The organism is Bradyrhizobium sp. LjRoot220, from assembly GCF_964252915.1.
Classification (GTDB): domain Bacteria; phylum Pseudomonadota; class Alphaproteobacteria; order Rhizobiales; family Xanthobacteraceae; genus Bradyrhizobium.
Window position 1 is genome coordinate 732,967 of sequence record NZ_CAXUPS020000002.1, and the last position, 24,157, is coordinate 757,123.

35 protein-coding genes are annotated in these 24,157 nt (G+C 62.2%); 31 read left to right on the plus strand and 4 right to left on the minus strand.

What is annotated here, in order from left to right:
• The first annotated feature begins 2 nt into the window (after positions 1–2).
• From rpsG to rplQ, 30 genes are all read left to right on the plus strand, one after another.
• Entirely contained in the window at positions 3–473 is a 471-nt protein-coding gene (gene rpsG / locus ACSQ84_RS12030; RefSeq protein WP_108518073.1) for a 30S ribosomal protein S7, read from the plus strand.
• A 31-nt stretch (positions 474–504) separates the two neighbouring features.
• Positions 505–2,577 carry an elongation factor G gene (gene fusA / locus ACSQ84_RS12035; protein WP_436211871.1) on the plus strand — a complete coding sequence of 691 codons (2,073 nt, stop codon included), beginning with the start codon at positions 505–507 and terminating at the stop codon, positions 2,575–2,577.
• 39 nt (positions 2,578–2,616) lie between these two features.
• A complete protein-coding gene (gene tuf / locus ACSQ84_RS12040; protein ID WP_436211872.1) occupies positions 2,617–3,807 on the plus strand; it encodes an elongation factor Tu in 1,191 nt (396 codons plus the stop codon).
• Positions 3,808–3,897: 90 nt separating this feature from the next.
• Positions 3,898–4,206 carry a 30S ribosomal protein S10 gene (rpsJ, locus tag ACSQ84_RS12045; RefSeq protein WP_002712302.1) on the plus strand — a complete coding sequence of 103 codons (309 nt, stop codon included), beginning with the start codon at positions 3,898–3,900 and terminating at the stop codon, positions 4,204–4,206.
• A gap of 52 nt (positions 4,207–4,258) precedes the next feature.
• Positions 4,259–4,981, plus strand: coding sequence for a 50S ribosomal protein L3 (rplC, locus tag ACSQ84_RS12050; protein ID WP_192733868.1), 723 nt, complete (start codon positions 4,259–4,261; stop codon positions 4,979–4,981).
• 1 nt (position 4,982) lies between these two features.
• Positions 4,983–5,603 (plus strand): 50S ribosomal protein L4, encoded by a 621-nt coding sequence (rplD, locus tag ACSQ84_RS12055; protein WP_436211873.1) that lies wholly within the window; start codon positions 4,983–4,985, stop codon positions 5,601–5,603.
• Positions 5,600–5,899 (plus strand): 50S ribosomal protein L23, encoded by a 300-nt coding sequence (locus tag ACSQ84_RS12060; protein WP_192733866.1) that lies wholly within the window; start codon positions 5,600–5,602, stop codon positions 5,897–5,899. The genes rplD and ACSQ84_RS12060 overlap by 4 nt, the downstream gene beginning before the upstream one ends.
• Before the next feature lie 12 nt (positions 5,900–5,911).
• Positions 5,912–6,745, plus strand: coding sequence for a 50S ribosomal protein L2 (gene rplB / locus ACSQ84_RS12065; protein WP_436211874.1), 834 nt, complete (start codon positions 5,912–5,914; stop codon positions 6,743–6,745).
• 12 nt (positions 6,746–6,757) lie between these two features.
• On the plus strand, positions 6,758–7,036 hold the full coding sequence (rpsS, locus tag ACSQ84_RS12070) for a 30S ribosomal protein S19 (protein WP_027536815.1): 279 nt from the start codon (positions 6,758–6,760) through the stop codon (positions 7,034–7,036).
• Positions 7,037–7,046: 10 nt separating this feature from the next.
• Positions 7,047–7,433: a 50S ribosomal protein L22 gene (gene rplV, locus ACSQ84_RS12075; protein WP_192733864.1), complete on the plus strand. Its 387-nt coding sequence runs from the start codon at positions 7,047–7,049 to the stop codon at positions 7,431–7,433.
• Between the two features lie 17 nt (positions 7,434–7,450).
• On the plus strand, positions 7,451–8,149 hold the full coding sequence (rpsC, locus tag ACSQ84_RS12080; protein ID WP_436211875.1) for a 30S ribosomal protein S3: 699 nt from the start codon (positions 7,451–7,453) through the stop codon (positions 8,147–8,149).
• Positions 8,150–8,179: 30 nt separating this feature from the next.
• Positions 8,180–8,593 carry a 50S ribosomal protein L16 gene (rplP, locus tag ACSQ84_RS12085; protein WP_027536812.1) on the plus strand — a complete coding sequence of 138 codons (414 nt, stop codon included), beginning with the start codon at positions 8,180–8,182 and terminating at the stop codon, positions 8,591–8,593.
• Between the two features lie 4 nt (positions 8,594–8,597).
• Positions 8,598–8,804: a 50S ribosomal protein L29 gene (gene rpmC, locus ACSQ84_RS12090; protein ID WP_209843878.1), complete on the plus strand. Its 207-nt coding sequence runs from the start codon at positions 8,598–8,600 to the stop codon at positions 8,802–8,804.
• Between the two features lie 10 nt (positions 8,805–8,814).
• Positions 8,815–9,063 (plus strand): 30S ribosomal protein S17, encoded by a 249-nt coding sequence (rpsQ, locus tag ACSQ84_RS12095; RefSeq protein ID WP_192733861.1) that lies wholly within the window; start codon positions 8,815–8,817, stop codon positions 9,061–9,063.
• 80 nt (positions 9,064–9,143) lie between these two features.
• Positions 9,144–9,512, plus strand: coding sequence for a 50S ribosomal protein L14 (gene rplN / locus ACSQ84_RS12100; RefSeq protein WP_436211876.1), 369 nt, complete (start codon positions 9,144–9,146; stop codon positions 9,510–9,512).
• Complete coding sequence (gene rplX / locus ACSQ84_RS12105; RefSeq protein ID WP_436211877.1) at positions 9,512–9,826, plus strand: 50S ribosomal protein L24; 315 nt, start codon at positions 9,512–9,514, stop codon at positions 9,824–9,826. The genes rplN and rplX overlap by 1 nt, the downstream gene beginning before the upstream one ends.
• On the plus strand, positions 9,819–10,376 hold the full coding sequence (gene rplE, locus ACSQ84_RS12110) for a 50S ribosomal protein L5 (RefSeq protein ID WP_436211878.1): 558 nt from the start codon (positions 9,819–9,821) through the stop codon (positions 10,374–10,376). The genes rplX and rplE overlap by 8 nt, the downstream gene beginning before the upstream one ends.
• Before the next feature lie 45 nt (positions 10,377–10,421).
• Entirely contained in the window at positions 10,422–10,727 is a 306-nt protein-coding gene (rpsN, locus tag ACSQ84_RS12115; RefSeq protein ID WP_192733858.1) for a 30S ribosomal protein S14, read from the plus strand.
• Positions 10,728–10,740: 13 nt separating this feature from the next.
• Entirely contained in the window at positions 10,741–11,139 is a 399-nt protein-coding gene (rpsH, locus tag ACSQ84_RS12120) for a 30S ribosomal protein S8 (protein WP_436211879.1), read from the plus strand.
• 15 nt (positions 11,140–11,154) lie between these two features.
• Positions 11,155–11,688 carry a 50S ribosomal protein L6 gene (gene rplF / locus ACSQ84_RS12125; RefSeq protein ID WP_436211880.1) on the plus strand — a complete coding sequence of 178 codons (534 nt, stop codon included), beginning with the start codon at positions 11,155–11,157 and terminating at the stop codon, positions 11,686–11,688.
• Between the two features lie 11 nt (positions 11,689–11,699).
• Positions 11,700–12,059, plus strand: coding sequence for a 50S ribosomal protein L18 (gene rplR, locus ACSQ84_RS12130; protein WP_436211881.1), 360 nt, complete (start codon positions 11,700–11,702; stop codon positions 12,057–12,059).
• 53 nt (positions 12,060–12,112) lie between these two features.
• Positions 12,113–12,685: a 30S ribosomal protein S5 gene (rpsE, locus tag ACSQ84_RS12135; RefSeq protein ID WP_079570998.1), complete on the plus strand. Its 573-nt coding sequence runs from the start codon at positions 12,113–12,115 to the stop codon at positions 12,683–12,685.
• Between the two features lie 41 nt (positions 12,686–12,726).
• Positions 12,727–12,918, plus strand: a complete 192-nt coding sequence (rpmD, locus tag ACSQ84_RS12140) for a 50S ribosomal protein L30 (RefSeq protein ID WP_436211882.1) — start codon at positions 12,727–12,729, stop codon at positions 12,916–12,918.
• A 77-nt stretch (positions 12,919–12,995) separates the two neighbouring features.
• A complete protein-coding gene (gene rplO, locus ACSQ84_RS12145) occupies positions 12,996–13,481 on the plus strand; it encodes a 50S ribosomal protein L15 (RefSeq protein ID WP_436211883.1) in 486 nt (161 codons plus the stop codon).
• A 146-nt stretch (positions 13,482–13,627) separates the two neighbouring features.
• On the plus strand, positions 13,628–14,959 hold the full coding sequence (gene secY, locus ACSQ84_RS12150; protein ID WP_436211884.1) for a preprotein translocase subunit SecY: 1,332 nt from the start codon (positions 13,628–13,630) through the stop codon (positions 14,957–14,959).
• Positions 14,960–15,033: 74 nt separating this feature from the next.
• Positions 15,034–15,903, plus strand: coding sequence for an adenylate kinase (locus tag ACSQ84_RS12155; RefSeq protein WP_436211885.1), 870 nt, complete (start codon positions 15,034–15,036; stop codon positions 15,901–15,903).
• A gap of 185 nt (positions 15,904–16,088) precedes the next feature.
• Entirely contained in the window at positions 16,089–16,457 is a 369-nt protein-coding gene (gene rpsM, locus ACSQ84_RS12160) for a 30S ribosomal protein S13 (RefSeq protein ID WP_211998091.1), read from the plus strand.
• Positions 16,458–16,588: 131 nt separating this feature from the next.
• On the plus strand, positions 16,589–16,978 hold the full coding sequence (rpsK, locus tag ACSQ84_RS12165) for a 30S ribosomal protein S11 (protein ID WP_006021048.1): 390 nt from the start codon (positions 16,589–16,591) through the stop codon (positions 16,976–16,978).
• A 115-nt stretch (positions 16,979–17,093) separates the two neighbouring features.
• Positions 17,094–18,125, plus strand: a complete 1,032-nt coding sequence (locus tag ACSQ84_RS12170; protein WP_436211886.1) for a DNA-directed RNA polymerase subunit alpha — start codon at positions 17,094–17,096, stop codon at positions 18,123–18,125.
• A 124-nt stretch (positions 18,126–18,249) separates the two neighbouring features.
• Positions 18,250–18,666, plus strand: a complete 417-nt coding sequence (gene rplQ, locus ACSQ84_RS12175) for a 50S ribosomal protein L17 (protein ID WP_192733846.1) — start codon at positions 18,250–18,252, stop codon at positions 18,664–18,666.
• A 114-nt stretch (positions 18,667–18,780) separates the two neighbouring features.
• Here the strand turns inward: rplQ and ACSQ84_RS12180 are convergent, their stop codons facing one another.
• Positions 18,781–19,158 carry a hypothetical protein gene (locus ACSQ84_RS12180; protein ID WP_436211887.1) on the minus strand — a complete coding sequence of 126 codons (378 nt, stop codon included), beginning with the start codon at positions 19,156–19,158 and terminating at the stop codon, positions 18,781–18,783.
• A 490-nt stretch (positions 19,159–19,648) separates the two neighbouring features.
• Between ACSQ84_RS12180 and ACSQ84_RS12185 the strand changes: the two genes are divergently transcribed.
• Positions 19,649–20,443 (plus strand): SDR family NAD(P)-dependent oxidoreductase, encoded by a 795-nt coding sequence (locus ACSQ84_RS12185; RefSeq protein WP_436211888.1) that lies wholly within the window; start codon positions 19,649–19,651, stop codon positions 20,441–20,443.
• A 21-nt stretch (positions 20,444–20,464) separates the two neighbouring features.
• On the opposite strand, the gene ACSQ84_RS12190 is transcribed toward ACSQ84_RS12185, so the two are convergent.
• The 3 genes from ACSQ84_RS12190 to ACSQ84_RS12200 all read right to left on the minus strand — a co-directional run bounded on the left by ACSQ84_RS12190 (position 20,465) and on the right by ACSQ84_RS12200 (position 24,088).
• Complete coding sequence (locus ACSQ84_RS12190) at positions 20,465–21,958, minus strand: amidase (protein WP_436211889.1); 1,494 nt, start codon at positions 21,956–21,958, stop codon at positions 20,465–20,467.
• Complete coding sequence (locus tag ACSQ84_RS12195; RefSeq protein ID WP_436211890.1) at positions 21,958–22,947, minus strand: Bug family tripartite tricarboxylate transporter substrate binding protein; 990 nt, start codon at positions 22,945–22,947, stop codon at positions 21,958–21,960. The genes ACSQ84_RS12190 and ACSQ84_RS12195 overlap by 1 nt, the downstream gene beginning before the upstream one ends.
• Before the next feature lie 127 nt (positions 22,948–23,074).
• Positions 23,075–24,088: a zinc-binding alcohol dehydrogenase family protein gene (locus tag ACSQ84_RS12200; RefSeq protein ID WP_436211891.1), complete on the minus strand. Its 1,014-nt coding sequence runs from the start codon at positions 24,086–24,088 to the stop codon at positions 23,075–23,077.
• Positions 24,089–24,157: the final 69 nt, after the last annotated feature.

The window sequence follows — 24,157 nt, forward strand, 5'->3', positions numbered from 1 at the left end:
CGATGTCTCGTCGCCATTCTGCTGAAAAGCGTGAAGTGAACCCGGATCCGAAGTTCGGGAACGTCATCATTACGAAGTTCATGAATTCGATCATGTACGACGGCAAGAAGTCTGCCGCCGAAAGCATCGTCTATGGCGCGCTCGCCATGATCGAGACCAAGACCAAGCAGGGTCCGCTGCCGGTGTTCGAGCAGGCGCTGGAAAACGTCATGCCGACCATCGAAGTGCGCTCGCGCCGCGTCGGCGGCGCCACCTACCAGGTGCCGGTCGAAGTGCGTTCGGTGCGCCGTCAGGCGCTGGGAATTCGCTGGATCATTACCGCAGCGCGCGATCGCAACGAAAAGACAATGACGGAGCGACTCTCGGCCGAGCTGCTCGACGCGTCGAATAACCGGGGGAACGCCGTCAAGAAGCGTGAAGACGTGCACCGGATGGCTGAAGCCAACCGCGCCTTCTCGCACTATCGCTGGTAACGGCGAAACAACGGATTTTAAGGAACACCCCATGCCCCGCGTTCATGCCATAGAAAACTACCGCAACTTCGGTATCATGGCGCATATCGATGCCGGCAAGACCACGACCACCGAGCGCATCCTTTATTATACCGGCAAGAGCCACAAGATCGGCGAAGTGCACGAAGGTGCCGCGACGATGGACTGGATGGAGCAGGAGCAGGAGCGGGGCATCACGATTACCTCGGCTGCGACCACCGCGTTCTGGGAAGGCAAGCGCCTCAACATCATCGACACTCCCGGCCACGTCGACTTCACCATCGAAGTCGAGCGTTCGCTGCGCGTGCTCGACGGCGCGGTATGCGTGCTCGATTCCAACCAGGGCGTTGAGCCGCAGACCGAGACCGTCTGGCGTCAGGGCGACAAGTACAAGGTTCCGCGCATCGTCTTCGCCAACAAGATGGATAAGACCGGCGCCGACTTCTACAAGTGCATGCAGGATATTGTCGATCGTCTCGGCGCAAAGCCGATTGCGATCCAGCTTCCGATCGGCTCCGAGAACAACTTCAAGGGCCTGGTTGATCTCGTCCGCATGAAGGGCGTGATCTGGGAAGAAGAAAAGCTCGACGCCAAGTTCGTCGATATCGATATTCCCGCCGATATGGTCGAGAAGGCCAAGGAATACCGCGAGAAGTTGCTGGAAGCCGCCGTCGAACTCGACGATGAGGTTCTTGCTGCCTACCTCGACGGCAAGGAGCCCGATGAGGCGACGTTGAAGCGCATGATCCGCAAGGCCGTGCTGACTGGCGCGTTCTTCCCGGTGCTGTGCGGCTCGGCGTTCAAGAACAAGGGCGTGCAGCCGCTGCTCGACGCGGTCGTGGATTATCTGCCGTCGCCGGTCGACGTGCCCGCCATCAAGGGCCTCGATGAAGACGGCAACGAAGTTGTTCGCCTGCCGAACGACAAGGAGCCGCTGGCTCTGCTCGCATTCAAGATCATGGACGACCCGTTCGTCGGCACCATCACCTTCTGCCGCATCTATTCCGGCACGCTGCTGTCGGGCACCGGCGTCATCAATTCGACGCGCGACCGCAAGGAGCGTATCGGCCGCATGCTGCTGATGCATGCCAACAACCGCGAAGACATCAAGGAAGCCTATGCCGGCGACATCGTTGCATTGGCAGGCCTGAAGGAAGCGCGCACCGGTGACACGCTGTGCGACCCCGACAAGGCGGTGATCCTGGAGAAGATGGAATTCCCGGAGCCGGTGATCGAAATCGCGATCGAGCCGAAGTCGAAGGCTGACCAGGAAAAGCTCGGCGTGGCGCTTGCGAAGCTCGCTGCGGAAGATCCGTCATTCCGGGTGTCGACCGACCAGGAGTCCGGCCAGACCATCCTCAAGGGCATGGGCGAACTCCATCTCGACATCAAGGTCGACATCCTGCGCCGCACCTACAAGGTCGATGCCAACATCGGCGCGCCGCAGGTGGCGTTCCGCGAGCGCGTCACCAAGCGCGCCGAGGTCAAGTACACGCACAAGAAGCAGACCGGTGGTACCGGTCAGTTCGCCGAAGTGTCGATCATCGTTGAGCCGAACGAGCCCGGCAAGGGCTACGAGTTCGAGTCCAAGGTCGTCGGCGGCGCGGTGCCGAAGGAATACATCCCCGGCGTCGAAAAGGGCCTCAACAGCGTGATGGGTTCGGGCGTCGTTGCCGGCTTCCCGGTGGTGGACGTCAAGGTGCAGCTGGTCGACGGCAAGTATCACGACGTCGACTCGTCGGCACTGGCCTTCGAAATCGCATCGCGCGCGGCGTTCCGCGAAGCGCTGCAGAAGGGCAAGTCCGTCCTGCTCGAGCCGATCATGAAGGTCGAAGTGGTGACCCCGGAAGACTATACCGGATCGGTCATCGGCGACCTGAACTCGCGGCGCGGCCAGATCCAGGGTCAAGACATGCGCGGCAACGCCAACGTCATCAATGCGATGGTGCCGCTCATGAACATGTTCGGGTACGTGAATAACCTGCGCTCGATGAGCCAGGGTCGCGCGACCTTTACGATGCAATTCGATCACTACGCGGAAGCGCCCGCGAACGTGTCGGCAGAAGTCCAGAAGAAGTTTGCCTGATTGTCGTTGGCGACAGTCAACGATTAAACGGAGAGTCAAATGGCCAAAGCAAAGTTTGAACGTAACAAACCGCACTGCAATATCGGAACCATCGGTCACGTCGACCATGGTAAGACTTCGCTGACCGCAGCGATCACCAAGGTGTTGGCTGAAACCGGCGGTGCGACGTTCACGGCGTACGACCAGATCGACAAGGCGCCCGAAGAAAAGGCGCGCGGCATCACGATCTCGACCGCTCACGTGGAATACGAGACCGCGAACCGGCATTACGCCCACGTCGATTGTCCGGGCCACGCCGACTACGTCAAGAACATGATCACCGGTGCGGCGCAGATGGACGGCGGCATCCTGGTGGTGTCGGCCGCCGACGGCCCGATGCCGCAGACCCGCGAACACATCCTGCTCGCCCGTCAGGTCGGCGTTCCCGCGCTCGTCGTGTTCCTGAACAAGTGCGACATGGTCGACGATCCGGAATTGCTCGAACTGGTCGAGATGGAAGTCCGCGAACTGCTGTCTAAGTACGACTTCCCGGGCGACACCATCCCGATCATCAAGGGTTCGGCTCTCGCCGCCCTCGAAGACAAGGACAAGAAGCTCGGCCACGATGCGATCGTCGAACTGATGAAGGCCGTCGACGAAAGCATTCCGCAGCCGGCGCGGCCGATCGACCAGCCGTTCCTGATGCCGGTCGAAGACGTGTTCTCGATCTCGGGCCGCGGCACCGTGGTGACCGGTCGTGTCGAACGCGGCATCGTCAAGGTCGGCGAGGAAATCGAAATCGTCGGTCTCCGCGATACCCAGAAGACCATCGTCACCGGCGTTGAAATGTTCCGCAAGCTGCTCGATCAGGGCCAGGCCGGCGACAACATCGGTGCGCTGCTGCGCGGTACCAAGCGCGAGGAAGTCGAGCGTGGCCAGGTGCTGTGCAAGCCGGGTTCGGTCAAGCCGCACACCAAGTTCAAGGCTGAGGCTTACATCCTGACCAAGGAGGAGGGCGGTCGTCACACCCCGTTCTTCACCAACTACCGGCCGCAGTTCTACTTCCGCACCACCGACGTGACCGGCGTCGTACATCTGCCCGAAGGCACCGAAATGGTGATGCCGGGCGACAACATCGCGATGGAAGTGCACCTGATCGTGCCGATCGCGATGGAAGAGAAGCTCCGCTTCGCGATCCGCGAAGGTGGCCGCACCGTCGGCTCGGGTGTCGTCTCCGCCATCATCGAGTAAGCGAACAGGAACATGGCGAGTAGCGAATGAAGTCATTCGTTACTCGCTAGCCACCATTCGCAAATACGACGACAAAGAAAGACAGCGGCAATGAACGGCCAAAATATTCGCATCCGTCTCAAGGCGTTCGACCATCGAATTCTCGATACGTCGACCCGCGAGATCGTGAACACGGCGAAACGTACCGGTGCTCAGGTTCGCGGACCGATTCCGCTGCCCACCCGCATCGAGAAGTTCACCGTCAACCGTTCGCCGCACGTCGACAAGAAGAGCCGTGAACAATTCGAGATGCGCACCCACAAGCGCCTGCTCGACATTGTCGACCCGACCCCGCAGACCGTCGATGCTTTGATGAAGCTCGACCTGGCCGCCGGTGTCGACGTCGAGATCAAGCTCTAGATTTTTTTAGATCGTCCGAACTTAGCGGACAGAAAGAACAGGAAGCACGCCGATGCGCTCCGGAGTGATCGCACAAAAGGTCGGGATGACGCGGGTCTTTACGGAGACCGGTGAACATATCCCTGTGACCGTGCTGAAGCTGGGCAATTGCCAGGTTCTGGGCCACCGCACGACCGAGAAGAACGGTTACGTTGCGCTGCAGCTCGGTTCCGGTACCCGCAAGACCGTCTATCTGCCCAAGGCAGAGCGCGGCCAGTTTGCGGTGTCCAAGGTCGAGCCCAAGCGGAAGGTCACCGAGTTCCGCGTGTCGGAAGACGCGCTGATCCCGGTTGGCGCCGAGATTCAGGCGGACCATTTCGTGGTCGGCCAGTTCGTCGACGTCACCGGCACCTCGGTCGGTAAGGGTTTTGCCGGCGGCATGAAGCGCTGGAACTTCGGCGGTCTTCGCGCCACCCACGGTGTGTCGGTTTCGCATCGTTCGATCGGTTCGACCGGCGGACGTCAGGATCCCGGCAAGACCTTCAAGAACAAGAAGATGCCCGGTCACATGGGCGTCGATCGCATCACCACGCTCAACCTGCGCGTCGTACAGACCGACGTCGAGCGCGGCCTGATCCTCGTCGAGGGCGCCGTTCCCGGCTCCAAGGGCGGATGGATCTCGGTGCGTGATGCGGTGAAGAAGCCGTTGCCGAAGGAGGCTCCGAAGCCCGGCAAGTTCAGGGTTGTGGGCGGCGCCGAGCAGGCTGCAGCGCCGGCCGAGCAGGAGGGCGCGTGAGATGGAACTGAAAGTCACGACCCTTGAGGGCAAGGAAGCCGGTTCGGTCCAGCTGTCCGACGAGATTTTCGGCCTGGAGCCGCGCAAGGATATCATCCAGCGCTGCGTCAACTGGCAGCTCGCCAAGCGTCAGGCCGGCACCCACAAGACGCAGGGCCGCGCCGAGGTCTGGCGCACCGGCAAGAAGATGTACAAGCAGAAGGGCACCGGCGGTGCTCGTCACGGTTCGGCCCGCGTTCCGCAGTTCCGCGGCGGCGGCCGTGCGTTCGGCCCGGTGGTGCGCTCGCACGCCTTCGCCTTGCCGAAGAAGGTGCGCGCGCTGGCGCTTCGCCATGCGCTCTCCGCCAAGGCCAAGGACGGCGGTTTGATCGTGATCGAATCGGCGACGCTCGAGGCCGCCAAGACCAAGGCGTTGGTCGGACATTTCTCGGGTCTCGGCCTGACCAATGCACTGATCATCGACGGCGCCGAGGTGAACGTCGGTTTCGCGACCGCGGCGCGGAACATTCCGAACATCGACGTGCTGCCGATCCAGGGCATCAACGTTTATGACATTCTGCGCCGTCACAAGCTGGTGTTGACCAAGTCGGCAGTGGATGCGTTGGAGGCGCGCTTCAAATGAAGAATATCGATCCGCGCCATTACGACGTGATCGTTGCCCCGGTGGTGACCGAAAAGGCGACGGTGGCGTCCGAGCACAACAAGGTTGTGTTCAAGGTCGCCAGCAAGGCGACCAAGCCGCAAATCAAGGAAGCCGTCGAGAAGCTGTTCGACGTCAAGGTGAAGAGCGTGAACACGCTGGTCCGCAAGGGAAAAACCAAGGTGTTCCGCGGCAATTTCGGTTCGCAGTCGGATGTGAAGCGGGCGATCGTGACCCTCGAAGAGGGCCACCGCATCGACGTCACCACCGGACTATAAGGCGTTACGACGATGGCATTGAAAACATACAATCCGACGACGCCAGGCCAGCGCCAGCTGGTGATGGTCGACCGTTCGGCGCTGTACAAGGGCAAGCCGGTCAAGGCGTTGACCGAAGGCAAGCACAGCAACGGCGGCCGCAACAACACCGGCCGTATCACGGTGCGCTTTCGTGGCGGTGGCCACAAGAAGGCCTACCGGATGGTCGACTTCAAGCGCGACAAGGTCGACGTATCGGCGACCGTCGAGCGCCTGGAATACGATCCGAACCGCACCGCGTTCATCGCGCTGATCAAGTATGCGGACGGCGAGCAGGCCTACATCCTGGCGCCGCAGCGGCTTGCCGTCGGCGAGACCGTGGTTGCCGGCAACTACGTCGACGTGAAGCCCGGCAATGTCATGCCGCTCGGCAACATGCCGGTCGGCACCATCGTCCACAACATCGAGATGAAGATCGGCAAGGGCGGCCAGATCGCACGTTCCGCCGGGACCTACGCGCAGATCGTCGGCCGCGACCAGGACTACGTCATTCTGCGTCTGAACTCGGGCGAGCAGCGCCTGGTGCACGGCCGTTGCCGCGGCACCATCGGTGCGGTCTCCAACCCCGACCACATGAACATCTCGATCGGCAAGGCCGGCCGTACCCGCTGGCTGGGCTGGCGTCCGCATAACCGCGGCGTCGTCATGAACCCGATCGACCATCCGCACGGCGGCGGCGAAGGCCGCACCTCGGGCGGCCGCCACCCGGTGACCCCGTGGGGCAAGCCGACCAAGGGCAAGAAGACCCGTTCGAATAAGTCGACCAACAGATTCATCCTCCTAAGCCGCCACAAGCGGAAGAAGTAAGGAACGCCGGACATGGTTCGTTCAGTCTGGAAAGGCCCGTTCGTCGAGGGTTCTCTGCTCAAGAAAGCAGATGCCGCGCGCGCGTCCGGCCGTCACGACGTCATCAAGATCTGGAGCCGCCGCTCGACCATCCTGCCGCAGTTCGTCGGCCTGGTCTTCGGTGTCTACAACGGCCAGAAGCATGTGCCGGTATCGGTCAACGAGGAAATGGTGGGCCACAAGTTCGGCGAGTTCTCGCCGACCCGTACCTTCCATGGCCATTCTGGCGACAAGAAAGCCAAGAAGGCTTGAGGAATAAGCGATGAGCAAACCAAAGCGCGAACGAGTGCTCGCGGATAACGAGGCCAAGGCTGTGGCCCGGATGCTGCGCGTGAGCCCGCAGAAGCTTAATCTTGTCGCGCAGCTGATCCGCGGCCGGAAGGCATCTGCGGCACTGGCCGACCTGCAGTTCTCGCGCAAGCGGATCGCGGTCGACGTCAAGAAGTGCCTGGAATCGGCGATCGCCAATGCCGAGAACAACCACGACCTCGAGGTCGACGATCTGGTCGTCGCCGAGGCCCATGTCGGCAACGGCATCGTGATGAAGCGCTTTTCGCCGCGCGGCCGTGGCCGTTCGGGTCGTATCTACAAACCGTTCTCGCACCTGACCATCGTGGTTCGTCAGGTCGAGGCCGAGGCTGGCGCTTAAGGGCGCGGGAGAAGACGATGGGTCAAAAAATCAATCCAATCGGACTGCGTCTCGGCATCAACCGTACGTGGGATTCCCGTTGGTTCGCCGGCAAGAACGAGTACGGCAAGTTGCTGCACGAGGACGTCCAGATCCGTGAGATCCTGCACAAGGAACTCAAGCAGGCCGCCGTTGCCCGCATCGTGATCGAGCGTCCGCACAAGAAGTGCCGCGTCACGATCCATTCGGCGCGTCCCGGCGTCGTGATCGGCAAGAAGGGCGCCGACATCGACAAGCTGCGCAAGCGGGTTGCCGACATCACGGCTTCCGACGTCGTCATCAACATCGTCGAAATCCGCAAGCCCGAACTCGACGCCACCCTGGTCGCCGAATCGATCGCGCAGCAGCTCGAGCGCCGCGTCGCATTTCGCCGCGCCATGAAGCGCGCGGTGCAGTCGGCGATGCGTCTTGGCGCCGAAGGCATTCGTATCAACTGCTCGGGCCGTCTCGGCGGCGCCGAAATCGCGCGCATGGAATGGTATCGCGAAGGTCGCGTGCCCTTGCACACGCTGCGCGCCGACGTCGATTACGGCGTGGCAACTGCGTTCACCACATTCGGTACCTGCGGCGTCAAGGTCTGGATCTTCAAGGGCGAGATCCTCGAGCACGATCCGATGGCCCAGGACAAGAAGATGGCCGAAGGCGACACTACCCGTCCGCGTCGCGACGCTGCTTGAGACATTAGAGAAGGTTTGAGGGCGTAAGCCATGATGCAACCAAAGAAAACGAAGTTCCGGAAGGCGCATAAGGGCCGTATCCACGGCGTTGCGACTTCGGGCGCGACGTTGTCGTTCGGACAGTTCGGCCTGAAGGCGATGGCGCCAGAGCGCATCACCGCCCGTCAGATCGAAGCCGCGCGCCGCGCGCTGACCCGTCACATGAAGCGCGCCGGCCGCGTCTGGATCCGCATATTTCCGGACCTGCCGGTGTCGAAGAAGCCCGCCGAAGTCCGCATGGGCTCGGGCAAGGGTACCCCGGAATTGTGGGTGGCCCGGGTCAAGCCAGGCCGCGTGATATTCGAGATCGACGGCGTCACGGTGCAGACCGCAAAGGAAGCGCTCTCGCTCGCCGCCGCCAAGCTGCCGATCAAGACGCGCTTCGTCGCGCGCATTGCGGAGTAACGTCATGGCCGAGATGAAAACCGCCGACATTCGCGCGATGAGCGAAGATCAGAGGGAGGACGCGGTCCTCAACCTGAAGAAAGAGCGTTTCAACCTGCGTTTCCAGCGCGCCACCGGGCAGCTGGAGAACACCACGCGGCTGCGTGAAGCCCGCCGCGATATCGCCCGCATCAAGACCATCGCCGCGCAAGCGCGCGCGAAGAAGAAGTAAGAGGCCGGATATGCCGAAACGAACCCTTCAGGGCGTGGTCGTGAGCGACAAGCAAGCCAAGACGATCGTGGTGCGCGTCGACCGCCGATTCACCCACCCGATCTACAAGAAGACGATCCGCCGCTCGAAAAACTACCACGCGCACGACGAGAACAACGAGTTCAAGCCGGGCGACATGGTGTGGATCGAGGAGAGCAAGCCGATCTCGAAGTTGAAGCGCTGGACGGTTGTCCGGGGCGAACAGAAGAAAACGGCCTGAAGCAAGTCTGGTTTCGCCGGACTGGTTTTGGGAAATTTTAAGCGCGTTTCAGCGCATCAGAAAGAGGACGAGGTGCATCAATGATTCAGATGCAGACCAACCTCGACGTGGCCGATAATTCAGGCGCACGCCGTGTCATGTGCATCAAGGTGCTTGGGGGCTCCAAGCGCCGCTATGCCACCGTGGGCGATGTTATCGTTGTGTCGATCAAGGAAGCGATTCCGCGCGGCAAGGTGAAGAAGGGCGACGTGATGAAGGCTGTCGTGGTGCGGGTCCGCAAGGACATTCGCCGCGCCGACGGCTCGGTCATCCGCTTCGACCGCAACGCCGCCGTGCTGATCAACAATCAGTCGGAGCCGGTCGGCACCCGTATCTTCGGGCCGGTGCCGCGCGAACTGCGCGCCAGGAACCACATGAAGATCATTTCACTTGCGCCGGAGGTGCTGTGATGGCTGCCAAGATCCGCAAGGGCGACAAGGTCATCGTGCTGAACGGCCGCGACAAGGGCCGCACCGGCGAAGTATTCGAGGTCCGCCCCGACGAGAACAAGGCGTTGGTGCGTGGCGTCAACATGGTGAAGCGTCACCAGAAGCAGACCCAGGCGCAGGAAGGCGGCATCATCTCCAAGGAGGCGCCGATCCACCTGTCCAACATCGCCTATCTCGGCAAGGACGGAAAGCCGACCCGCGTGGGTTTCAAGATTCAGGCCGATGGCAAGAAGGTACGCATTGCCAAGAGCTCGGGAGCAGAGATCGATGGCTGATACCGCTTACGTGCCGCGCCTGCGCGCGGAGTACGACCAGAGCATCCGCAGCAAGCTGACCGAACAGTTCGGCTATGCCAACGTCATGCAGGTGCCGCGTCTCGACAAGGTCGTCCTCAACATGGGCGTCGGCGAGGCCGTCAACGACCGCAAAAAGGCCGAGACGGCGGCGGCCGATTTGTCGCTGATCGCGGGCCAGAAGGCGATCGTGACCTATTCGCGCGTCGCCATCGCGACCTTCAAGCTGCGTGAAAACCAGCCGATCGGCTGCAAGGTCACGCTGCGCAAGACCAAGATGTACGAGTTCATCGATCGCCTGGTGAACGTGGCGCTGCCGCGCGTGCGCGACTTCCGCGGCCTCAACGCCAAGAGCTTCGACGGCCGCGGCAACTATTCGCTCGGCCTCAAGGAGCACATCATTTTCCCCGAAATCGACTTCGACAAGGCCGGGGAAACATTGGGCATGGACATCACGGTTTGCACCACGGCGCGGACCGACGACGAGGCGCGTGCCTTGTTGACCGCTTTCAATTTCCCGTTCCGGCAGTGAGACGCAGTTAAAAGCCTCTCAAACGCGGAAACCCAGGAGCCAAGCATGGCAAAGAAGAGTTCGATCGAGAAGAACAACCGGCGCAAGCGGATGACGAAGAACGCCGCTCCCCAGCGCGCGAAGCTGAAGGCGATCATCGCCGACAAGACCAAGCCGATGGAAGAGCGCTTCGCCGCGACGCTGAAGCTTGCCGAGATGCCGCGCAACTCGTCGGCGACGCGCATCCGCAACCGTTGCGAGCTGACCGGTCGTCCGCGCTCGGTCTATCGCAAGAACAAGCTCAGCCGTATCGCGCTGCGTGAACTCGGCTCCAAGGGCCTGGTTCCCGGGCTCGTGAAGTCGAGCTGGTAAGGAGGGTCGTCAGATGTCAACGCACGATCCGATCAGCGATCTCATCACCCGTATCCGCAACGCGCAGATGCGCTCGAAGTCCAAGGTTTCGACCCCGGGCTCGAAGATGCGCGCCAACGTGCTCGAAGTGCTGAAGTCCGAGGGATACATCCGCGGCTATGCCAGCGTCGAGCATTCGTCCGGCCGCAGCGAGCTCGAGATCGAACTGAAGTATTTCGACGGCGAGCCGGTCATTCGCGAAATCGAGCGGGTGTCGAAGCCCGGCCGCCGGGTTTACGCCTCGGTGAAGAACCTGCCGCGCGTGAACAACGGTCTCGGTATTTCGGTTTTGTCGACACCGAAGGGAATCATGGCTGACCACGAAGCGCGTGACGCGAACGTGGGCGGTGAAGTTCTCTTCACGGTGTTCTGAGGAAGGATTTAAGCCATGTCACGTGTTGGCAAACGCCCCGTGCCGATCCCGTCCGGTGTGACGGCGACCGTCGAAGGGCAGACCGTCAAGATGAAGGGGCCGAAGGGCCAGCTTCAGTTCGTCGTGCATGACGACGTCGAGGTGAAGTTCGAGGATGGCGCGGTCAAGGTCGCGCCGAAGCTCGAAACCAACCGGGCGCAGGCCATGTACGGCACCGCGCGCGCCCAGGTCGCAAACCTGGTCGAGGGCGTCACCAAGGGTTTCGAGAAGAAGCTCGAGATCACCGGCGTCGGTTATCGCGCAGCACTGCAGGGCAAGAACCTGCAGCTCGCGCTCGGCTACAGCCATGATGTCGTTTATGCGATCCCGGAAGGCATCACCATCGCGGTGCCGAAGCCGACCGAGATCACGATCACGGGCAACGATTCCCAGCGCGTCGGTCAGGTTGCGGCCGAGATCCGCTCCTATCGTCCGCCGGAGCCCTACAAGGGCAAGGGCGTGAAGTACGCCAACGAATTCATCTTCCGCAAGGAAGGCAAGAAGAAGTAACGGAGCCGGTCATGTCACTGAAAGTTACAAATGCCCGGCGCAAGCAGCGTGTGAGAAATTCACTGCGCCGCTCCGCCAACGGACGTCCGCGTCTGTCGGTGTTCCGCTCGTCGAAGCACATCTACGCCCAGGTCATCGACGACCTGAAGGGCGAGACGCTGGCTTCGGCGTCGTCGCTGGAGAAGACGATGCGCGAGAGCGGCAACACGGGCGCCGACATCGATGCGGCCAAGGCTGTCGGCAAGCTGCTGGCGGAACGCGCCGTGCAGAAGGGCGTCACGGAAGTGGTGTTCGATCGCGGCCAATATCTCTATCACGGGCGCGTCAAGGCGCTCGCGGATGCGGCACGCGAAAGCGGATTGAGCTTCTAACAACTGGTTTTGAACGGACAGGGGCTTTCGCCTCTAAGAGATTGGAAAACACCATGGCAGGTGAACGCGAGCGCGGTGGCGGCCACAGGGGCGGCCGGGAAGAGCGCGACAGTGAATTCGTCGACAAGCTCGTCCACATCAATCGTGTGGCGAAGGTCGTCAAGGGCGGCAAGCGCTTCGGCTTTGCGGCGCTGGTCGTGATCGGCGACCAGAAGGGCCGGGTCGGTTTCGGTCACGGCAAGGCGCGCGAAGTCCCCGAGGCGATCCGCAAGGCGACGGAATCGGCGAAGCGTAATCTGACGCGCGTTGCGCTGCGCGAAGGCCGCACGCTGCATCACGATATCGCCGGCCGTCACGGCGCAGGCCGCGTCTATCTGCGCGCAGCTCCCGCCGGTACCGGCATCATCGCGGGCGGTCCGATGCGCGCGGTGTTCGAAACGCTCGGCATCCAGGACGTGGTGGCGAAGTCGATCGGCTCGTCGAATCCCTACAACATGGTTCGCGCAACCTTCGACGCGCTGAAGCATCAGGATTCGCCGCGTTCGGTGGCGGCACGCCGCAACATCAAGGTGTCCACGCTGCAGTCGCGCCGCGTCGGTGGCGATGCCGAAGTGGTGGCTGAATAAACAATCAGGCGCGTCTTCGCGCGCTATTCGGAGTTGATACGATGGCCAAGGCCGCAAAGATGATCAAGGTCGAGCAGACCGGCAGCGCAATCCGCCGCCACCACTCGCAGCGTGCGACGCTGATCGGCCTCAAGCTCAACAAGATCGGCCGGGTTACCGAGCTGCAGGACACCCCTGCGATTCGCGGCATGATCGCCAAAGTTCAACATCTCGTCCGCGTCGTCGGCGAGTAGGCAAGGAGGAGCATGATCCCGAAAAGCGGGGACCGGTTTTCGGTCAAGATCATGCTCCAAGATAAGGGAATTTCGCGATGAAGCTCAGCGATATCGCCGACAACGCCGGCTCGCGCAAGAAGCGCATGCGCGTCGGCCGTGGCATCGGTTCAGGCAAAGGCAAGACGGCGGGCCGCGGCGGCAAGGGTCAGACCGCGCGTTCGGGCGTGCGCATCAAGGGCTTCGAGGGCGGCCAGATGCCGCTGCATCGGCGCCTGCCGAAGCGTGGCTTCACCAACATCTTCAAGCTCGATTTCGCCGAGATCAACCTCGACCGTCTGCAGGACGCGATCGATGCCAAGCTGGTCGATGCCAACGAGACCATCACCGCTGAATCGCTGGTGAAGGCCGGCGTGCTGCGCCGCGCCAAGGATGGCCTGCGGCTGCTCGGCCGCGGCGAAATCAAGGCCAAGCTCACCATCGAGGCGCACGGCGCCTCGAAGCCCGCGATCGCGGCGGTCGAAAAGGCCGGCGGCACGGTGAAGGTGCTGGCCCCGAAGAAGGAAGAAGGCGAGGCGGCGTAACATCTGCGTCATTGCCCGCCAGGGCGCGGGCAATCCGCCAATAGAACGATGGACTTATCGAAGCCGAGCACCAAATAATGTCCGGCGTCTGCCGATAGCCCCGCTCGGGGCTCGAGGCGTGAGGGACGGCGGGAGAAAGCCTAGACATGGTCTCAGCAGCAGAACAACTTGCGGCAAACCTCAATTTCTCTGCGCTCGGTAAAGCCGACGAACTGAAGAAGCGCATCTGGTTCACACTGGGTGCGCTGCTTGTTTATCGGCTCGGCACCTATATCCCGCTGCCCGGCATCGACCCGGCGGCCTGGGAGCAGGTGTTCAAGTCCCAGGCCGGCGGCATTCTCGGCATGTTCAACATGTTCGCCGGCGGCGGCATCAACCGCATGGCGATCTTCGCACTGAACATCATGCCGTATATCTCGGCCTCCATCATCATCCAGCTTCTGACGACGGTTTCGCCGCAGCTCGAGGCGCTGAAGAAGGAAGGCGAGGCCGGCCGCAAGACGCTGAACCAGTATACCCGCTATCTCACGGTGATCCTCGCCGCGTTCCAGTCCTACGGCATCGCGGTCGGCCTGCAGGGTGCCGGCAACGTCGTCAGCGAGCCCGGTCCGTTCTTCCTGATCTCCACCGCGATCACGCTGACCGGCGGCACCATGTTCCTGATGTGGCTTGGCGAGCAGATCACCTCACGCGGCATCGGCAACGGTATTTCGCTGATCATCCTGGCCGGCATTGTCGCCGAGCTGCCGTCGGCGCTTGCCAACATGCTCGAACTCGGCCGTCAGGGCGCGCTGTCGACCGCCCTGATCCTGGTCGTGATCGTGATGGCGGTCGTCGTGATCGCCTTCATCGTGTTCATGGAACGCGCGCAGCGGCGGCTCCTGATCCAGTATCCGAAGCGCCAGGTCGGCAACAAGATGTTCGAGGGCCAGTCCTCGCATCTGCCGCTAAAGCTCAACACCTCCGGCGTGATCCCGCCGATCTTCGCCTCGTCGCTGCTATTGCTGCCGACCACGGTGGCGAACTTCAACGCGGGCTCGGGTCCGGAATGGTTCCAGTGGCTCAACACCCAGCTCAGCCACGGCCGTCCGTTGTTCCTGTTCTGTTATCTCGGGCTGATCGTGTTCTTCGCGTTCTTCTACACCGCGATCGTGTTCAACCCGACCGAGACCGCCGACAATCTGAAGAAGCACGGCGGCTTCATCCCCGGCATCCGTCCGGGCGAGCGCACCGCCGAATATATCGACTACGTGCTGTCGCGCGTCACGGTATTGGGCGCGATCTATCTCGCCATCGTCTGCCTGATTCCCGAAATCCTGATCTCCTACGCCGCGGTGCCGTTCTACTTTGGCGGAACCTCGCTTCTGATCGTCGTCAGCGTGACGATGGATACGGTGGCGCAGGTGCAGGGCTATCTGCTCGCCCATCAGTATGAAGGGCTGATCCGGAAATCCAAGCTCAAGGGCCGCCGCCGCTAGGTGGTAATGTCGCGGTCTGAAATCACAGTCACGGGTGTGCGTCATTCGCTCACCAAGCCGGGGGGCGAATTGTCATGAGATTGATCCTTCTGGGGCCGCCTGGTGCGGGCAAGGGGACCCAGGCGCAGCGGCTGGTTCAGAAGCACGACCTCATCCAGCTCTCGACCGGCGAAATGCTGCGCGCTGCGGTGGCCGCCCAGACGCCGATCGGCCTGCAGGCCAAGGACGTCATGGCGAGCGGCGCGCTGGTGCCGGACGAAATCGTCATCGGCATCATCTCCGACCGCCTCGACCAGCCCGACATGAAGAACGGGTTCATCCTCGACGGCTTTCCGCGCACGGTGCCGCAGGCCGCCGCGCTCGATGAACTGTTGAAGAAGAAGCATATCAAGCTCGACGCCGTGATCGAGCTGCGCGTCAACGAGAGTGCGCTGCTCGACCGCGTCGAGAATCGCGTCGCCGAGATGCGGGCGCGAGGCGAGGAAGTGCGAATCGACGACACCCCCGAGGTGCTGTCGAAGCGGCTGGCGAACTACCGGACCCAGACCGAGCCGCTGATTCACTATTATTCAGAGCGGCGCAAGCTGCTCACGGTCGATGGCATGATGACCATCGAGCACGTCACGCGGGAAATTAACCGGATCCTGTCCGCAATCGGCGCGGTGGAACCCAAAGCGACGGCAAAGGCGGCGGCACCGGCAAAACAGGCCAAGGCTGGCGCCAGCAAGACCGCCAAGCCGGCGGGCAAAAAGGCCAAAACAGCCAAGAAAGCCGTCAAAACCGCTCCAAAGGCCGCCAAAGTGGCAAAAAAAGCCAAAAAGGCAACCAAGAAGGCCGCGAAGAAAACGACCAGGCAGACCGCCAGGAAAGCGGGCAAAAAGGCCGCCAAAAAGACGACCAGGAAGGCCGTGAAAAAGGTCACGAAAAAGCGAGCTAAACGATAGAGACGGTTGACGAAACCGAGTTGAATCCTTTAATAAGCCCGCATCCAAGTCGGATAGTTTCAGACGATGCCGGGCCCCAAAAGAATCTGAGGGGACGGGCGTCGTGTTCGCGTTTGTGAACACCTGCCCGAGTTAGCAAGAACATAGTGCCGGTCCGCGAGGGATCGGCGACAGGAGAGAAGTCCGTGGCCCGTATTGCCGGCGTGAATATCCCGACCAACAAGCGCGTCTTGATCGCGCTCCAGTACATCCATGGCATCGGCCAGAAGAACGCGGCCGAGATCATCGAGAAGGTGAAGATCCCGGTAGAGCGCCGCGTCAGCCAGCTCAGCGACCAGGAAGTTCTTCAGATCCGCGAAGTCATCGACCGCGACTATCTGGTCGAGGGCGATCTTCGCCGTGAAGTCGGCATCAACATCAAGCGTCTGATGGACCTCGGCTGCTATCGCGGCCTGCGTCATCGCCGCGGCCTGCCGGTGCGTGGTCAGCGTACCCACACCAATGCGCGCACGCGCAAGGGCCCGGCCAAGTCGATTGCCGGCAAGAAGAAATAATTCGGTGAATTGGGAGTAGCGAATAGCGAGTAGGGCAATCCCTACCATGCGCTATTCGCATTCACTACTCGCCTCTTAGGTGTAGCCGCTGGCACTACGGCGGCGTTTGAGATCACAGGAAAGGTTTTGGAATGGGCAAGGAAGCCACCCGCGTACGCCGTCGCGAACGCAAGAACATCGCCTCCGGCATCGCGCACGTGAATTCGTCGTTCAACAACACGACCATCACCATCACCGACGCGCAGGGCAATACCATTGCCTGGTCGTCGGCCGGCACGATGGGATTCAAGGGCTCGCGCAAGTCGACCCCCTATGCTGCGCAGGTCGCGGCCGAAGACGTTTCCAAGAAGGCGCAGGAACACGGCATGCGCACGCTGGAAGTGGAAGTTGCAGGCCCCGGTTCGGGCCGTGAGTCGGCGCTTCGCGCGCTGCAGGCGGCGGGCTTCACCGTCACATCGATTCGCGACGTGACGACGATCCCGCACAATGGTTGCCGTCCGCGCAAGCGTCGGCGGGTTTGATTTTTGGTCGTGGTCGGATTTATCCGCCGCGATTGCCTTGGAATTTCGACAGCCGCGGGCTGATCCGCGATCTCCAACGTCAGTTGCGGGCACGACTGGCCCAAAGGACTGACACATGGGTGACACAGTGACGATCCAGAAAAATTGGCAAGAACTTATTCGACCGAACAAGCTGCAGGTAACGCCGGGCTCCGATGCGGCCCGGTTTGCGACCGTTGTGGCAGAACCGCTCGAGCGCGGCTTCGGCCAGACGCTGGGTAACGCGCTGCGCCGCATCCTGCTGTCCTCGCTGCAGGGTGCAGCGGTGCAGTCGGTGCACATCGACGGCGTGCTGCACGAGTTCTCCTCGATCGCGGGCGTTCGCGAGGACGTCACCGACATCGTGCTCAACATCAAGGACATCTCGATCAAGATGCAGGGCGAAGGCCCCAAGCGCATGGTCGTGAAGAAGCAGGGCCCGGGCGTCGTCACCGCCGGCGACATTCAGACCGTCGGCGATGTCGTGGTGCTCAATCCCGACCTGCAGATCTGCACCCTGGACGAGGGCGCGGAAATCCGCATGGAGTTCACGGTCGCTTCCGGCAAGGGCTACGTTGCCGCCGAGCGTAACCGTCCCGAGGACGCGCCGATCGGCCTGATCCCGGTCGACAGCCTGTTCTCTCCGGTCCGCAAGGTTTCCTACAAGGTCGAGAATACCCGCGAGGGCCAGATCCTCGACTACGACAAGCTGACCATGACGATCGAGACCAATGGTGCGATCACGCCGGAAGACTCGGTGGCCTATGCCGCGCGCATCCTGCAGGATCAGCTCAACGTGTTCGTGAACTTCGAAGAGCCGCGCAAGGAAGTGACGCAGGAGATCATCCCCGATCTCGCGTTCAACCCGGCGTTCCTCAAGAAGGTCGACGAACTGGAATTGTCGGTGCGTTCGGCAAACTGCCTGAAGAACGACAACATCGTCTACATCGGCGACCTCGTGCAGAAGTCGGAAGCGGAAATGCTCCGTACCCCGAACTTCGGCCGCAAGTCGCTCAACGAGATCAAGGAAGTGCTGGCCCAGATGGGTCTGCATCTCGGCATGGAAGTGCCGGGCTGGCCGCCGGAGAATATCGACGAGCTCGCCAAGCGCTTCGAAGACCATTATTGATTTAGCAATGACCGCGATGGCCGGGCGAAAGCGCGGCCATTGCTTTTTGGGCGAACGCAGGCGGCCCACCTGAGCAACAAGTCCGACGAACCGTCGCGACAGAATAAGTATTGAGGAATTCAACATGCGTCACGGCAAGGTTCATCGGAAGCTCAACCGCACCGCCGAGCATCGCAAAGCGATGTTCGCCAACATGTGCGCGGCGCTGATCAAGCACGAGCAGATCGTCACCACGCTGCCGAAGGCGAAGGAACTGCGCCCGATCGTCGAGAAGCTGGTCACGCTCGGCAAGAAGGGCGGTCTGGCGATGCGCCGCCAGGCGATCTCTGAAATGCGCGACAAGGATCAGGTCAGGAAGCTGTTCGACGTGCTGGCGTCGCGTTACAAAGACCGCCAGGGTGGCTACACCCGCATCATCAAGGCCGGCTTTCGCTACGGCGACAACGCCCCGATGGCCGTGATCGAGTTCGTCGACCGCGACGTCGATGCCAAAGGCAAGGACTCCGGCCCGGTGCAGGAAAAGTCCGCCGAGGCGGCATAAGCCTTACCGGCTACCTGTTTCAAAAACGACTTCAAAGCGGCGCTTCGGGCGCCGCTTTTTTATTTGCCGAAAGCGACGAACGTCATGCGACGTCCGACGCCGGTTTCGCCCTACTCACCAGCCATGCCAGTGGCGATGATAATACCGGGGCCTCGGATAAAAGGCGAAGGCCGGGCGCACCACGCGGCGATAGCGGACTACGGGCACATAGGGCTCGCCATAGTATCCATATCCGCCGTAATAGGCTGGCGCATAGCCGCCGTAATAGGCCGGAGCGTAGCCGTAATAGCGCGGCCCATAATATCCGTAACCCGGGCCATAGGCGTAGGCGTTGGACGCAATGCCGCCGATCAACGCTCCCGCCAGAAGTCCGCCGGCCACAGCCGGGAAAAATCCGCCGCCGCGCCAGTGCGCTTCCGCGGGTGACGGCGCCGCAACCGCCGTCAGGCCGAGGGTGGCCGCAACTGCCAGAACCAAAGGTGCTTTCCTCATCGAACACTCCTTTGCGTAAATTAGACGCCGAATAAACACATTCGAGTGAGTTTCGTTGCATTGGGGGCAGGCGCCGGAACGGTGTGGCGGCAGATTTTAATTTGATGAATGGTTGTTCAGGTGATCGCGGCCAGAACCCTCGCGCAGCGGCGACCGCTGTCTGCGGCACCGGCCATTGCTGGATGTGGCCGTCGCCGAATGCCATCGTCACTTCGGCTTTCCCGAGCGGCGCCTCCGGGCGCGGCCTTTGTTGCCTGGTCGGAGCGCGCGTTCGCTTTGCCGACAGAATGGTTCGAACGGTAATCGGAATGTTGGCGTCGCCGGAGCATCCCCGAATGAGCGGCGCTCGACCCCTTACCGACCAACTCGAGAGGTCTTCTACGGCGAAGCGAGGAGGCCATCCCAAAAAGGGATCACGAACTGAAGAGTGCAATTGCGGCTGTGTCCGCTGCTTCCGATATCTTCGTCATCAATGATGGAGAAATATCCAATGAACATCGATCTCTCGGGAAAAACCGCGCTGGTCACGGGCTCGACCGCCGGCATCGGGCACGCCATCGCCAGGGGACTGGCCGCGTCGGGCGCGACGGTCGTGATCAATGGCCGGGCGCAGGGCAAGGTCGATGGTGCGGTCGCCGCAATCACCAAGTCGGTGCCCGGCGCCAAGGTCAGCGGTGTGGCCGCGGACGTCTCGACCGCAGCGGGTTGCGACGCGCTGCTTGAGGCGCTGCCGAGCGTCGACATCCTGATCAACAATGCCGGGATCTTCGAACCCAAGGGCTTCTTCGATATCCCCGACGAGGACTGGAGCCGCTTCTACGAGGTCAATGTCATGTCGGGCGTGCGGCTGTCGCGCGCTTATATGCCTGGCATGCTGAAGCGCAATTGGGGCCGTATCGTTTTCATCTCGTCGGAATCCGCGCTGAATATTCCAAAGGAGATGATCCATTACGGCATGACCAAGACCGCGCAGCTCGCGGTAGCCCGCGGCCTCGCAGAACTGACCCGCGGCACCGCCGTGACGGTCAATTCGGTGTTGCCCGGACCGACCATGTCGGAGGGTGTCGAGACCTTCGTTGCGGATCTGGCAAAGCAGAATGGCCAGTCGGTCGAGGAAGCGGCTGCGCGCTTCGTCAAGCAGCACCGGCCGACGTCGCTGGTCGAGCGTTTCGCCAGTGTCGAAGAGATTGCCAACATGGTGGTGTACGTCAGCTCCAGGGAAGCCTCCGTCACCAACGGCGCTGCATTGCGTGCTGAGGGCGGCATCATCCAGACCATCGCGTGAGGTGCAGCGATGCCGGCATTGTCAGTCGAAATCGCGGAATCCCGGCTTGCCGGCAATCGGCTTCTGGCGAGCCAGCCAGGCGAGATCGGGAACGGGACGAGCCGTTTCCGGATTGGCTGACAGCAGCGCCTCGATCTCGCGCGCCACCGACAGTGTTGCGAGATCGCCGCCTCGCGGCCCGATCACTTGGATGCCGAACGGCATTCCGGCGCCATCGCGCCCCGCCGGTATCGCCACCACGGGATGCCCGACATTGGTGACCGCATAGGCCATCGCCAGCCAGTGGAAATAGGATTTTGTCGGGACGCCGTCGATCACGGCAGGGTATAGTTCCGACCACGGCCGCGGGCTGATCGTGATCGCAGGCGCGAGAACAAAATCGTGCTCGCCGAAGAAACTCTGCCAGCGCCGATACATCTCGGTCTGCATCGACAGGGCCCGCGCGACGTCCAGCGCCGAATAGCCGAGGCCCTCCGCCACGTTGTCGCGAATGTTGGGACCGACCTTGTCTGGATGTTTTTCCGCAAGCTCGCGATGACGGCCGAGGAAGGCAACCGCACGCAGGACAGCGAACACCTCGTCGGCATTGCTGCAATCCGGATGAGTCCATTCGACACTGCGGAACGCCGATCCGAAGGCCGCAAGCCTGGTCCTGAAGGTTTCGGCGATCGCGCGCTCCGTCGGCGCGAAGCCGAAGTCCGTGGTTGCCGCAATTCGTAGAGCGCCAAGGTTGGTCGCCGGTGGATCGCGATAGGCAGCGGGCGCAGGCGAACCGCCGGCGTGAAGGATCGCGGAAAGCGGATCCCGCGCGTCACGGTCCAGCATGCAGGACAGCATCAGGCACGCGTCCGAAACCGTGCGTGCCATCGGCCCGAGCTGCGAGATTTGCAGCCAGGCCATGTTGCGGCTGTTGCTCGCAATCAAGCCGGGCGAGGGGCGGAATCCCACCACGCCGCAAAAGGCGGCGGGATTGCGTACCGATCCGCCGGTATCGGAGCCGGTCGCCAGCGGCACCATGCCGGTGGCAAGCGCCACCGCCGATCCGCCGGATGAGCCGGCCGCGGATCGATCGGGGTCGAAGGGATTGCCCGTCGCGCCGTGCAGTGCGTTGCGGGTGTTGCCGCCCGCGCCCCATTCGGGGACGTTGGTCTTGCCGACGACGATCGCTCCGGCGCGCCTGAGCATCGCGACGATGGCTTCGTCGTCCTTGGCGATATTGTCGGCGAACAGCACGCTGCCGAAACTCGTCGGCAGTCCCTTGGCGTCGATCAGGTCCTTGACCCCTAGCGGCAGCCCGTGCAGCGGGCCGAGCGCGTCGCCGCGCATGACTGCAGCTTCGCTTCCCCGCGCCGTTTCGCGCGCAGACTCGAACGCGCGCGCGATGACGGCATTCACCGCGGGATCGATCGCCTCGATGCGTCGAATGCAACTATCCAGCAATTCGACCGGCGAAAGCGCGCGTTCGCCGATCAACGCCCGCGCCGCTACCGCGGTCAGGTCGCAAGGCTCAGTCATCACTCTTCCTTGATGCCTGCGGCGCGAGCCAGTTCCTTCATTTCCGCGGTTTCCTTGGCAATGTAGCCCGGCCAGTCCGGATAGCGTTTGAAGGCGGGGTCGAACCCGACCTTCTGGAAGCGCTCGATGACCGCGGGACTCGCGATGGCCTCTTCCAGCACCGCGGCCAGCCGGTCGCGAATGGCCGGCGGGATTGCCTTCGGCGCAACGAGGGTGCCCCAAGAGACGAGGTCGATCTTGGGATAGCCGAGTTCGGCGAGCGTCGGAACATCGGGCATGAACGACGAGCGCTTGGCGGAGAACACGGCGAGCGGGCGAACGGTGCCGGCTTCGAGCTGCGGCCTGACGGCGATCACGGTATCGACGTGATACTCGATATGCTTGCCGATCAGGTCGTTCATCGCCGGGGCGCTGCCCTTGTAGGGCAGGTGCACCATCTTGATGCCGGCACTGGATTTGAACATCTCCCCGGCAAAATGCGAGATGGTCGCGACGCCAAAGGACGCCAGCGACAGCTTGTCGGGTTTGGCCTTCGCGGCCGCCACCAGGGTCGCGACGTCCTTGATCGGGTTGTCGCGATGGGTGACCAGCACCATGGTCAGCGTGCCGAGCTGACCGATCGGCTCGAAATCCCTGGCGCTGTCAAACGGCACATTTTCCTTGACCGCGTGCTGCAAGGTGAAGGTCGAATTGGAGCTCCAGAACAGGGTGTAGCCATCGGGCGCCGCGTTCGCGGCCTCCTTGGCGGCGATCACCGTGCCTCCGCCGGGGCGGTTGAGAACGATCACAGGCTTGCCGAGGCGCGCCTCCAGTTCGCCCGCGGCGATGCGGCCGATCACGTCGGAAGCTCCACCCGGCGGGAAGGGCACGATCAATTGCAAGGATTTTTCGGGGTAGGTGCCTTGGTTGGTGCCTTGGGCGGCGGCGATCGAAGACGAACCGGCGACGCAGGCCGACGCAATCGCGGCCAATAGAAACATCCGTATCATGTCGAACAAGTACTCCTGTCTTCCGTAACCCCGGCAATTCGCGCCGGGGTCTTCGGCGACAGCCGTCCCGGATCGATCAGGGAGCGTCCCTTGAATCGGGGCCCCGATCAACCCAATTGTTGGCCCGCTACCACCCTTCCAGCACGATCTTACCGCGCGATTTACCCGACTCCAGCAGCGCATGGGCGCGCTTGAGGTTGGCGGCGTTGATGGTGCCAAAGGTCTGGTCCAGCGTAGTGCGCAGCACGCCCTTGTCGAGGAGGTCGGCGACGTCATTGAGCAGCATGTGCTGCGCGATCATGTCCGGCGTCTGGAACGACGAGCGCGTGAACATCGATTCCCAATGCACCGAGATTGCCTTACCCTTGAAGGCGCTCATGGTGAACTCCGGGGGATCGTCGATCAGGCCGAACTTGCCCTGCGGCGCCATCAATTCTGCGATCGGCTTGTAATGCTGATCGGTGTAGGTGAGGCTGGCGACGAGCGCGACCGGCGGCACTTTCAATTGCTCGATCTGCTCCTTCATCGGTTTGCTGTGATCGATCACCGCATGCGCGCCGAGATCGAGGCACCATTTTTTCGATTCCGGCCGGGTCGCGGTCGCAACCACCGTAAGGCCAGTGAGGCGGCGGGCGAGCTGGATCAGGATCGAGCCGACGCCACCGGCGCCGCCAGTGATCATCAGCGTGCGCGGGTCGACGCTCTTGCCCGGCACCGCGCCGAGGCGGTCGAACAGCAATTCCCAGGCGGTGATCGAGGTGAGGGGAAGTGCGGCGGCCTGCGCGAATGACAGCGACTTCGGCTTGTGGCCGACGATGCGCTCATCGACGAGGTGAAATTCCGAGTTGGTGCCCTGGCGCAGGATCGAGCCGGCGTAAAACACTTCATCGCCCGGTTTGAACAGCGTGACGTCCGGACCGACCGCATCGACGACGCCGGCCGCGTCATAACCCAAAATCTTGGTTTCGCCCGCTGGCGGCGCGGCGCGCTTGCGGACCTTGTAATCGACCGGATTGGCCGAGATCGCCTTTACGGCGACGCGGATGTCGCGGCCTTTCGGCTCGCCCTTGGCGGTCTCGAAATCGATCAGCGAATTCGCGTCCTCGATCGGGAGCGATTTTTGGTATCCGACGGCCTTCATGGCTGAGGTCTCCTGTTCGAAGCGATCAGCCTACCTGTCGCGCTGGCGTCAATTTGGCAAGTACTGTAA